At 67.9% G+C, this 10,645-nt stretch carries 8 protein-coding genes and 1 pseudogene; all 9 read left to right on the top strand.

Annotated elements, in window-relative coordinates:
- The first annotated feature begins 176 nt into the window (after positions 1–176).
- Positions 177–4,337, top strand: coding sequence for a hypothetical protein (locus ABT381_RS33020; RefSeq protein WP_351600828.1), 4,161 nt, complete (start codon positions 177–179; stop codon positions 4,335–4,337).
- Positions 4,338–4,353: 16 nt separating this feature from the next.
- Entirely contained in the window at positions 4,354–5,046 is a 693-nt protein-coding gene (locus ABT381_RS33015; RefSeq protein ID WP_351600825.1) for a hypothetical protein, read from the top strand.
- A complete protein-coding gene (locus ABT381_RS33010; RefSeq protein ID WP_351600822.1) occupies positions 5,043–5,708 on the top strand; it encodes a hypothetical protein in 666 nt (221 codons plus the stop codon). Before ABT381_RS33015 ends, ABT381_RS33010 begins: the two co-directional genes overlap by 4 nt.
- Positions 5,705–6,091 (top strand): LysM peptidoglycan-binding domain-containing protein, encoded by a 387-nt coding sequence (locus tag ABT381_RS33005; RefSeq protein ID WP_351600831.1) that lies wholly within the window; start codon positions 5,705–5,707, stop codon positions 6,089–6,091. Before ABT381_RS33010 ends, ABT381_RS33005 begins: the two co-directional genes overlap by 4 nt.
- Positions 6,084–7,226: a hypothetical protein gene (locus ABT381_RS33000; protein WP_351600819.1), complete on the top strand. Its 1,143-nt coding sequence runs from the start codon at positions 6,084–6,086 to the stop codon at positions 7,224–7,226. The genes ABT381_RS33005 and ABT381_RS33000 overlap by 8 nt, the downstream gene beginning before the upstream one ends.
- Positions 7,227–7,291: 65 nt before the next feature.
- Complete coding sequence (locus ABT381_RS32995) at positions 7,292–7,819, top strand: phage baseplate assembly protein V (RefSeq protein WP_351600816.1); 528 nt, start codon at positions 7,292–7,294, stop codon at positions 7,817–7,819.
- Positions 7,820–7,845: 26 nt separating this feature from the next.
- Positions 7,846–8,187 carry a hypothetical protein gene (locus tag ABT381_RS32990; RefSeq protein ID WP_351600813.1) on the top strand — a complete coding sequence of 114 codons (342 nt, stop codon included), beginning with the start codon at positions 7,846–7,848 and terminating at the stop codon, positions 8,185–8,187.
- The gene (locus tag ABT381_RS32985) at positions 8,184–8,570 is read left to right on the top strand and encodes a GPW/gp25 family protein (RefSeq protein WP_351600810.1); all 387 of its coding nucleotides are present in this window, start codon (positions 8,184–8,186) and stop codon (positions 8,568–8,570) included. The genes ABT381_RS32990 and ABT381_RS32985 overlap by 4 nt, the downstream gene beginning before the upstream one ends.
- Positions 8,567–10,645: pseudogene (locus ABT381_RS32980) on the top strand (putative baseplate assembly protein); the annotation flags it as partial. The gene ABT381_RS32985 and the pseudogene ABT381_RS32980, both read left to right, overlap by 4 nt.

The following is a 10,645-nucleotide window of genomic DNA, read 5'->3' as shown; positions in this document are numbered from 1 at the left end:
GACGGCGACCTGATAGATCTCCACCCCTGGGAGGCTTCCCATGACCACCGTGACGTCCCCGCGGCCGCGCCGCCTCCGCCCCCGCCAAGCCCAAGAAGGACGCCCCCGCCCCCGACGTCTCCAAGAGCACGCCTGAGGCGGGCCTCGCCACGGCGTCGAAACTCAAGCCGTACCAGATGGTGGAGACCCTCAAGGGCGTCGACAGCGCCGTGGGCACCTCCGTGGACAAGGAGCGCACGGCCCTGCGCAAGGGTCCGCCCAAGACCCAGCGCCCGGTCGGCTCGCCCAAGACCGTCGCCGGCGGCCCGACCCCGGCCGCTCCCGGTACGTACACCAACGCCAAGGTCTCCCGCACCGACGCCGCCAAGGGCAAGACGCCGGAGATCAACGGCGAGGAAAGGCCGAAGGGCGAGGTACCCGGCGCCGAGATGGAGGAGCCGAGCTGGTGGGACATCGGCGTGACCATCGGCGCCAAGCTCCTGGGCAAGGTCCTCAAGGAGATCCTGCCGCTCGACGACCTGATCGACTCCATCCTCGGCATTCCCACGGTCGACGAGGGAATGAAGGGCAGCAAGGTCGGTGACGCTCCCGGTCTGCCCCTCCAGGACGATTCAGATCCGCAGCGCACGGACGAACAGGGCCAGAAGCTCGACGAGCGCAAGTCCGAACTGCACCAGTCCGGCCGTGAGGACGCCGCCCGTCCCATGGGCGAGGATCAGATCTACCCGGACGTCCCCAAGGAGACGCTGACCGGCAAGGTCCCCGGAGGCAAGAAGGGCGCCAAGAAGGGCGGCGGCCCCAAGGCTCCGGGGGGCGGCGCCGTTCCCATCGAGTCCGCCTCCGCCGTCGCCGAGCGCGACCGTGGCCCGCAGATCCAGGCCGGCTTCAACGATGGCCGCCAGAAGATGGGCGACGAGCGGAAGAACAAGGACGAGAAGGCCAAGGACGACAAGCAGAAGCACGACCGGGACCTGAAGCGCGAGGTCGACTCCAGCAGCAAGACGCAGGAGAACGAACGCGAAAAGGGCCAGTCCGAGATCTCCTCCTCCCGCGAGAAGTGGCGGAAGGAACAGGATGACAAAGTCGAGGAGATCGACGGCAAGAAGAGCAAGAAGCACGAAAAGATCCGCAGGGACATCGACGACAAGGAAAAGAAGACCGACGAGGACGTCGACAAGCGGACCGAGGACGACAACAAAAAGATCGACGACGAGCAGGACGGCGCGCAGAAGGAAGCGGAGAAGAAGCAGGACGACGGCAAGAGCAATGCCGACAACTGGCTCGACGAGGCCATCAACAAGCTCAAGGAGATGTTCGAGAAGCTCGTCAATGAGATCAAGGACATCTTCAAGCGGGCCCGCAAGGCCGTCACCGACCTCATCGACCGCTTCAAAGAGCAAGTCTTCAAGCTCATCGATGACGCCCGCAACTGGGTCATCCAGCAGATCAACGACTTCGCCGACGCCCTGATCGCCCTCGGCGACGAGCTGCTCGCCGATTACCCGGCGATGCGCGACAAGTGGCGCAACACCATCGACGGAGTCCGCGACTACGCCGTACAGAAGGTCAATGAGGCGGCGGACGCGCTCAAGGAAGTCGCCGGCAAGCTGCTCGACGGCCTGTGCAGCGCTCTGATCGCCGGTCTCGACGTCCTGGAGAGCGGGCTTCTGTCGGCGGTCGACGTCGTCAAGAGCGCCACCGTCGGCGCGCTGGAATTCGGCAAGCAGGTGGTGGCCGGGCTCGGCGAATGGGCCGCCATCTTCAACGACATCGTCTCCGACCCCGGCGGCTGGATCAGCAAGGCCGGAGCCGCGGCGGAGACCGGCGCCAAGGAATACCTCTTCGACGAGATCAAGGCGGCCGTCAAGGAGTGGTTCAACCAGAAGGTCCAGGAAATCATCGGCATCCCCATGGAGGATTTCCAGGAGCTGATCTCGGGCGGCGTCACCGCCGAGGAGATGGGCCGGATGGCGTGGGACGAGGCGCTCCCGCAACTCCCGGTGATCATCGGTGTGATGGTCATGGAGAAGGTCGTCGCCAAGCTCATTCCGGGTGCCGGCTGGGTCATGACCATCATCGACGCGCTGCAGACCGCCTGGGGCGCGCTCAGCGAAATCCTTCGCGCCTTCGGCCTCTTCATGGACTTCCTGAAGTCGGTCAAGAGCGGAAACGGCGCCCGCCCCTTCGCCAAGGCGGTCGCGGCCGGCGTCGTCGCCCTGCTGGAACTGATCTACCAGGCGCTGATCGAAGGCGTCAGCCGGTTCATGGGCGGGGTCACCCGCAAGCTGGGCGACATGCTCAAGGGCATCCGCAGAAAGAAGAACCGGCCGGACGCCCCCGGTCAGCCCGGTGACAACAGGCCGGCGGGCAACAACCAGCAGGCGCCGGCGGGCCGACCCGACCGGACCGATGAGCCGGGCCCGACCCACCAGCCCGGCCGGACCGACAAGCCCGCCGACCACCCGGCCCCGCACAAGCCCTCCCCGGACAAGACCTCCCGCCCGAAGCCGGGCCCCCGCCCCGCGAAGCGCCCGTCACCCGAGAAGAAGCCGCGCCCGGCCCAGTCGAAGCCGAAGAAGAAGCGCGACGAGCACGAGCGCCGCGAGGAGGGCCGCGAGGTCAACGCGGCACGGCGCCGGATGCAGGACGCCAAGCGCAGGCTTCGTGACGAGGACGACAGGCCCACCCTCGACAAGCGCCGCGGCCCTGGCCGCGACACGCTCAAGAAGCGCCGCCCGGACGACCGCCGCCGCGACGAAGACCGTCCCGACCTGCGCAAGCCCGACGCCGGCCGGCCGGACAAGCGCCACCCCGACGACAAGCACCCGGACAAGAACCGCGACCGCGACAAGGACAAGTACAACGACAGGGACAAGGACGGCACCGACCGGCGCAAGCCCGACCTCGACAAGAAGCAGCCGCGCCGCCGCCCCGAGTCCCGCACCCGCCGCAAGCTCCGCCGCGCCCGCCAGACCATCAAGTCGGCCCTGAACCGCGCCCGCCGCGCCGCCCGCAAGCTCCACGGCAAGGGCCGCAAACTCGGCCGCCGCCTCAACGACCGCTCCCGCCACATGCGCGACCAGTGGAGGCGCCGGCACGACCGTGACAGGAACCGGGAAAGGCACCACAGCAGGGACCGGGCACGGGACAGGAACAAGGAGCAGGAGCCCAACGGCGTCACGGACTTCGACCTTCCGAAGGTGCGGTTCCGGACGAACGACGGCGAAGCGCACACGCTCTTGTTCAACGGGCGTGGCAGGAGCGCCGACCTCGCGGTCCGCAGCATCCTTCAGACCATGTCGGGATACTTCGACGGCTGGCGAAAGGAGATCGAAGAGCTCAGGCAGAACGATCGGCACGATCTCGCGGACCAGTCGACGCAGCTTCTCGGCGCCGCAGAACAGCAGGCCCAGAAGGTCGAGAACATGCAGGGAGCCCTGCCCAAGCCGCGCAACCGGCGCGGCATCACCCGGGGGCCCCTGGGCGACGTCACCTTCCAACGCCGGATCGAGCGGCTCAGGGACGCGATGGAATACCTGGCGGAGCTGCTGGAGCAACGGAATGCCGGAGACAAGGAGCCTCCGCTGCCCGCGACCATCCTGCCGCCGTTCTCGGACGGTCCCATGGCGTTCAATTTCAAGGCCAAGTTCATCAAGAAGAGCACGCCGAAGGGCACGGAGGCCCATCAACGCACGGGTGCCCAACCGGTGGGGTGGAAGGAACTGGCGGGACTTCCGGGTGGTCTTGCGGAACGGCAGAGCCACTGGGTGCGCATGCACATGCTCCCGACGCTGATCGGTGGTCAGGCATCCACGTCCAACCTGGTTCCCGCGCTGGGCAGCATCAACACCAGGGCCGCGGTGGACATCGAACACCCGGCGCAGGCGGCCCTTGGCCACAACGTCCTCTGGGGGACCATCCCGCCGGTGCCGGAGAAAATGATTTGGTATCAGGTAGCGATCAACTATCGAGGGCAATACCCCGGATTCCCTCGGCGAATCAGCGTGAATTGGGGCGGCTACAAGCCGGTCGGTGGCCAGTGGAAAGAGCAGAGCGCTTCCATGACCTGGGCGAAACCCTTCCAGCCGCCGAACATCCCCATCGGCTTCGACATACGCAAGGCGAATGCCGCAAGCATCAGGATGGTGACACGGGTTTCCGAGGCCACCGCGTCGGAAATCGCACGCCTGCTCGGCACGCCAGGTCAGTACAACAGCGTCGACGATCTCGCCGCGGCCCTGCTGAACGGCCAGGGGGGAAGCACCGGAGCGGCGTCGAACCGGTTGCGCAAGGATGTCGCCAAGTTGATAGCCGCCCGCAACAAGATCCGATTCTGATCCGGAGACACAGGACATGACGAACCCAACTCCTCACGAGCAGCGCTGGATCGCGGCGCTCGACGAGCTGCGCAACTGCGCCGATCTCCATGTGACCAGGGACCATCAAGAAGGGCCGGACACGGACGCCCCGGATGCGCGCAGCGTCTTCGGGACGCTCGCGGAGCAGGACGGCGTCGTGCTCGACCCGGCTCTGCAGGCGTGCTACCTGCGCTTTAGTGGCCTGGGGGCCTGCTGGGGCTTCGGGGAAGAAGAGTCGGACCCGCTGTTCGCCGGCGAGTTCAATCTGCTGCCCCTCGTCCAGGCGATCCGTCAGCAGCCCCCCATCGACCGCTACCCGTACGCGTCGCCCGCACAGCTGGAAATTGTCTCCGAACTTCGGGATTTCGACGGAACGCCCATGGCGGGGGCCGGGCACATCACTTCTCTGAGGATCAAGCAGGGCGGTGTCCACACTCCAGAAATCTGGTTCAGTGACAACCCGCTCGGATTCCACCGTATGGATATCGATCTCTGCGGATATCTCGATGCACTGCGCGTCACCAAGGGCACGTTCGGCTGGCAGTACCTGTTCACTGACGTCTCCTTGGCGGACGAGCACCACGAGGTCACTGCGGAGTTCCTCACCGAAATGCTCGACGTCTTCCCCGAACTCTTCCCGCAGCACGACTACGCGCCTCTGCGGGCACGTCTGGAGGCCCGGCTGTGACCACCTACGCCGACATACCCAAGCCCATCCGCTCCGGGCTCGTCATCGTCGACCCCGAGCGCGGTACCCCGCAGCGGATCATCGTGTTGCAGTTCAATCCCGACACGTTGGAGCGGTCTGTGGCGCCGCAAGCCGCTGGTGGGGAAGGGGATGGCGGTGGAGGGGGCAGCGGTGGCGACCGGAACGAAGCCCTGCGCCTCAAGGGGCCCGCGCAGGAGACGTGGAAGTTCACCGCGGAGATCGACGCTACGGATCAGCTGGATGTGGCGGCGCCGGATGGGATTCATCCGCAGTTGGCTGTGTTGGAGATGTTGGTGCAGCCGACCACCGCGCAGTTGCGGGCGGCCAGCAAGCTCAGCAAGAAGGGGACCATCGAGATCAGTCCCATTGAGACGCCGCTGACGCTGTTCACTTGGGGCAGCAAGCGGGTCATGCCCGTCAGGCTCACCGAGTTGTCGATCAATGAGTCCGCGTTTGATGTGAACCTCAATCCGATCCGGGCTTCGCTCAGTATCGGGATGAAGGTGCTGACCGTGAGTGATCTGCCGGCGGGGCATCGAGGGGCTGAGCTTTACCTCGCGCACCTCGCGCAGAAGGAGCAGTTGGCGCGGCGGGCGCGGGCCGGGAGCTTGGCGCAGTTGGGGCTCGGGGGAGGGATCTGAGCGTGATCGAGCCGTATGAGAGTGCGTTGGACGATGTGCCGGGGGCTCATCCGTATCCGCGGAGCAGCCGGTATCACGATGTGCGGATCGGGGTGCACAGGAACAGCGATGGCACTGAGGTGAAGTATGCCCAGCGGAGGCTGTTGCCCCCGCTTGAGCAGGACGCGGACGACACACTGCCGCACACCGTCAGTGCCGGGGAGCGGGCCGATCAGCTCGGGCAGCGGTACTTCGGGGATTCGGGGCAGTGGTGGCGGATTGCCGATGCCAATCCCGTGCTGGCGCCGGGTGAGCTGACCGATGAGCCGGGTGAGGAGATAGCCGTGCCGTTGCCCGGTGGGTTCGCCGGCGGGATGGGCGGGCCGGGGGTGCGGAATGGCTGATGATCTGCCCGTGGGGGGCGGCCCCATTCATGTCTCGTTGTACATGGGGCCGAAGTTGGCGCGGCTGGTTCCGCAGGAGGTGACGGAGGCGCTGCTGTCCGCGCAGATCACCAGTACGGCGGGTGAGAGGAGTGGTTTTCAGCTTGCCTTTGACCTGACGAAGAAGGGGGCGATCATTCAGCGGCTCCTTCCCGAGGGGTTCTTCGATCCCAAGACGCGGGTCATTCTGACCGTTGCGGTCAAGGGGACGCCGGTGGTGCTGCTGGACGGGCTCATCGTGCGGCAGGAGGTGGGGGCCAGTAATCAGCCCGGGCAGACCACGCTGACGGTGACGGGTGAGGACCTCACGCTGCTCATGGACCTCGAGGAGCGGACGGATCGGTACCCCAACCTCGCGCCTTCGCAGCGGGTGGAGCGGATTCTCGGCAAGTACGCGGATTACGGGATCGATGGCCGGATCATTCGGGAGCAGGTGCCGCAGCCCCCGAGGGAGCAGTTGCGCATCGATTACCAGACGGGGACGGATCTGCAGTATGTGAATGAGTTGGCGAGGGCGAACGGTTACACGTTCTACCTCGACCCCGGGCCGGTGCCAGGGCGGTCGACCGCCTTTTGGGGCCCGGAACAGCGGCTCGGCCAGCGGCAGCACGCCTTGAATGTGAATATGGATGTGAACTCGACTGTGGATCAGTTGACGTTCGCCTATGACGGGACCGCGAGAGAAGAACCGCAAGCGCGCGTGCAGGACCCCGTGACGCGGCGGGCGCCGCTCCTCGCGCAGCCGGACATCAGTCCCCTCAGGCCGCCGCTCGGACGGCGGGCCTCGCCGGCTCTCAAACGAAAGACCCTCAGCGGCACAGCGAAGAAGGACGAGGCGCTGGCGAAGGCGGAGGCGTTGGGACGCGCCGCGACGAGTGCTGATGCCATTTCCGGGTCGGGGCAGTTGGACGTGAACCGGCATGGATATGTGTTGCGGCCACGGGAGTTGGTCGGAGTCCGGGGGGCGGGTGTCACGTACGACGGGGATTACTACGTGAAGAGCGTCACCCATAACCTCCGGCCGGGGTCGTACCAGCAGAACTTCACCCTGTCGCGCGAGGGACTGATTGCCCGCAGCGACCGCGTACGACCGTAAGTCCGCAGCAATCCGCAGCAATCCGCAGCGAACCACCACAGTGACACCGACCAGGAGCAGGCAGCATGGCGCCAGCATCGAACAATCGCTTCCTCGGCAAGTTCCGGGGCCGGGTGGCGAGCAACAACGATCCGTTGCGGATCGGCCGGATCACGGCCCATGTGCCGGACGTACTCGGTGACGAGGCGTCCACCTGGGCCATGCCCTGCTTCCCGTTCACGGGCGCGCAAGCGGGTCAGTACGTGATCCCGAGCGAGGGCGCCGGTGTGTGGATCGAGTTCGAGCAGGGGGACCCCAGTTTCCCGGTGTGGACGGGGTGTTGGTACGGCGCCGAGGCCGAACTGCCGGTGGACGCGCAGGCCGGGGCGCGGGCGGGTGCCGAGCCGGTGGTCATCGAGACGCAGGGGCATCACAAGATCGTGCTGTCCGATGTGCCGGAGGAAGGGATTCTGCTGCAGGCGCCCGGCGGCGCGTACGTACGGATCAACGCGGCGGGTGTGCAGATCAACAACGGGCAGGGCGCGTCGATCCTGCTCCAGGGCGACCAGGTCGACATCAACGAGGGCCGGCTGACCGTGCCCAAGAAGCGATAGCGAAGACGGGGGAGCGAGAAGACGTGGTGACCGGGAATCTCGTCCACGGCGGAGCCGTGGTCAGCTGTCCGCACGGCGGGCGCGCGGTGTCCACCGCGGCCGCCGGCACGGGCGTACGCGTCGACGGTGCGCCCGTGGCCACCGCGGCCGACCTCTTCACGATCAGCAGCTGCCCGCACTCCGTCGGCGGCCGTCCGCAGCCGTGCACCAGCGTCCGCTGGATGCCGGCCGGCGGCGGCGACGAGGTACGGATCGACGGGGTGCCGGTACTGCTGGACACCTCGGCGGCGATGTGTTTCAGCGCCGGGCTGGTGCCGCAGGGCCCGCCGGTCGTGGCGCCCGTCCACCAGGGGGTGTCCAGCCGATGAGGGCTGTGAAGAAAGTGCGGAGTGAGATCGCTTTTCCGTTCCGGACGGACCGGCGGGGGCGGACCGCGCACGCGGACCACGACGAGCATGTGCGGGATCTGATCGAGCAGTTGCTGTTCACCAGTCCCGGTGAGCGGGTCATGCGGCCGGACTTCGGGTGCGGGCTGCTCGACCTCGTCTTCACGCCGAACAGTCCGGAGCTGGCGTCGGCCGTGGAGCTGTCGGTGCAGGCGTCGCTGCAACGCTGGCTCGGCGATCTGATCGAGGTCGAGGCGCTCGACGTGGTGAGCGAGGAGAACGTCGTACGGGTGTATCTGCGCTATGTGGTGCGCTCCACCGCGAGCAGGCGCGACGAAGTGTTCGAGGGGCGGGGCGAGATATGAGTGACCAGCAGCTCATCAGCGGTGAGCTGGTGTGCCGTACCGACCAGCGGCGCGGGCGGATCAGAGCCGCGCGGCTGAACGGCATCGACGGCGTGGAGGTCGCGGACGACGGGGTGACGCTGACCGTCACCTTCCTCGGGAAGGCGCCGCACGGACTGTGCCCGGAGAACATCCGGATCGACGGCGGCCGGCGGATCACCGGGCTCGAGGCGCTGGAGGTGTCGGTCGAGCGGGAGGAGGATCCCGAGCTCGACGACCGGCTGCATGTGGTGCTGGACCGGACCGGGGATACGTCGCGGTACCGGCTGTCGATCGTGGACACCGATCCTTACGGGCGACCGGGGACGGAGCCGTACGAAGGGTTCGATCAGCGGTACTTCGCCGCCGAGTTCCGGTTTCGCACGGACTGCCCGAGCCCCTTCGACTGTGTGGAAGAGGAGGCGGACTGCCCGGACACCTTCAAGCCCGCGCCCGTCATCGACTACACCGCGCGGGACTACGACACGCTGCGGCAGCTCGTTCTCGACCGGCTGCGGCTGACCACACCGGACTGGGTCGAGCGCAACCCGGCCGACCTGGGCATGACGCTGGTCGAGCTGCTGGCGTACACCGCTGATCAGATCAGTTACCAGCAGGACGCCGTGGCCACCGAGGCGTACCTCGACACGGCGCGGCGCCGGGTGTCGGTGCGCCGGCACGTGCGGCTGATCGACTACCCGATGCACGACGGGTGCAGCGCGCGCGCTTTCGTGTCCGTGGAGGCGGCCACCGACCTCGTTCTCCTCCCGGGCACCTTCCGCTTCGCGGCGGTGGACTTCCGTACGTACGGGCCGCGCGACCGGCCGGAGATCGGGACCGTCATCGACGACCGGGACCTGGCCGTACTGGACGAGCGCGGGTCCGTGGAGGTCTTCGAGCCGGTCGGCGACGCGCCGTTGCGGCTGCGCCCGGAGCACAACGCGATCCGCCTGTGGACCTGGGGCGATGAGGTCTGCGCGCTGCCGAAGGGCGCCACCTCGGCGACGCTGCGGGACGAGTGGGCGGACGACACCCACGAGGTCCGCTCCCTGCGCCTCAGCCCCGGTGACCTGCTGCTCTTCGAGGAGGTCAAGGGTCCGCGTACGGGCACGCCCGGCGACCAGGACCCGAGCCACCGGCAGGCCGTCCGGCTGACGTCCGTCACCCCCGCCGTCGACCAGCTCGACGGGCAGCCGGTACTGGAGATCACCTGGGCGCAGGAGGACGCGCTGACGTTCCCGCTGTGCCTGTCCACACGGGGCGGGACGGATTGCGCGCCGGTGGACGACGTGAGCGTGGCGCGCGGCAATGTGGTGCTCGTCGACCACGGGCGGTCGCTGACCTTCGGGGAGTGCCCGGAGGGCGTACCGGAGACGGTGACCGTGCCGCCCCTGCCGGCCGTGACCGGGTCCTGCGAGCCGCCCGCCTTCGGGTGCGCGGACCACAAGGGCGACGGAAACGCCACTGCCCGCACCATCGAGCACCTCATCAGCAAGACGGAGTGCCATCAGGCGCTGACCGCCGACGACATCCGTGAGCTGTTCGAGGTGGTCGGCGAGGAGGCGACCGTACGGGCCGGGCTCGGCCTGGAGCTCGCCGGGCAGCGGCGCGAGAAGGTGGTGCCGGGGACGGTGTACGCGCAGGCCGACGCGTTGCGCACGCTGCTCGCGCAGTCCGTGTACCCGGGCATCGAGGCGCGCTTCCGGCCCGTACTGCACCGCTCCCCCGTCGCGCAGACCGTGCCGTTCCCGCGCCCTGAGCTGGTGGCCGCGGGGCAGGCGGAGCGGCTCGCCGGTATCCGGGTGCGGGTGCGGGCGCGGCTGGTGGAGCTGTGGCGCAGCGCCCGGGACCACGACGGGCTGTCGGAGGCGGAGATCGCCGAACTGACGGTGGTCTTCGGGCTGCACATCCTCGAACGCCTCGAACTGCACCGGCACCCCGTACGGGCGCTGCGCGAGCTGCTGCACCGCGGCGACCGGCTGCTGGCGGCCAAGCTGCGCCGCCTGGACGTGCTGAGCGCGCGGGCGCGGGCCGGCGCGGTGCTGGACGGACGGATC

It is taken from the genome of Streptomyces sp. NPDC000151 (assembly GCF_040301705.1).
In the GTDB taxonomy this organism is placed as follows: Bacteria; Actinomycetota; Actinomycetes; order Streptomycetales; family Streptomycetaceae; genus Streptomyces.
Note: the sequence above shows the minus strand (reverse complement) of the source record. Positions and strands in the feature narration are given on the sequence as shown.

What these genes read in the sequence shown, in the direction of transcription:
- ABT381_RS33000 (WP_351600819.1), top strand. Translation starts at nt 6,084, where the DNA reads ATGGCTGATGATCTGCCCGTGGGGGGCGGCCCCATTCATGTCTCGTTG.
- ABT381_RS33015 (WP_351600825.1), top strand. Translation starts at nt 4,354, where the DNA reads ATGACGAACCCAACTCCTCACGAGCAGCGCTGGATCGCGGCGCTCGAC.
- ABT381_RS32995 (WP_351600816.1), top strand. Translation starts at nt 7,292, where the DNA reads ATGGCGCCAGCATCGAACAATCGCTTCCTCGGCAAGTTCCGGGGCCGG.
- ABT381_RS33020 (WP_351600828.1), top strand. Translation starts at nt 177, where the DNA reads ATGGTGGAGACCCTCAAGGGCGTCGACAGCGCCGTGGGCACCTCCGTG.
- ABT381_RS32985 (WP_351600810.1), top strand. Translation starts at nt 8,184, where the DNA reads ATGAGGGCTGTGAAGAAAGTGCGGAGTGAGATCGCTTTTCCGTTCCGG.